The sequence below is a fragment of the Anaerovorax odorimutans genome (genome assembly GCF_024459955.1).
Taxonomy (GTDB): Bacteria; Bacillota; Clostridia; order Peptostreptococcales; family Anaerovoracaceae; genus Hominibacterium; species Hominibacterium odorimutans_A.
The window spans coordinates 1-236 of record NZ_JANFXK010000209.1 but is presented as its reverse complement, the minus strand read 5'-3'; the positions used below and the strand labels follow the sequence as shown (position 1 = coordinate 236).

The following is a 236-nucleotide window of genomic DNA, read 5'->3' as shown; positions in this document are numbered from 1 at the left end:
AGGCAGTGTGCTTATCAGAGGAAAGCGGGCAAAAATCGTAGGAAGAGTATGTATGGACCAGTTCATGGTAGATGTGACCGATATACCGGGGGCGGCATTTATGGATCGGGTTGTTTTGATCGGAAAAGACGGAAAAGATGAAATAACAGTAGAGGAATTGTCAAAATTAAGCGGAAGATTTAACTATGAATTTGTCTGTTGTCTCGGAAAACGGATTCCGAGGGTTTACACAGGCG

Annotated in this window: 1 protein-coding gene; it reads left to right on the top strand. The window is 43.6% G+C overall.

Annotated features, from left to right (window positions below):
• Positions 1 to 52: 52 nt before the first annotated feature.
• Positions 53 to 236, top strand: a 184-nt coding sequence (locus tag NE619_RS18495; RefSeq protein ID WP_330640880.1) for an alanine racemase C-terminal domain-containing protein, incomplete at its 3' end; no start/stop codon positions are given.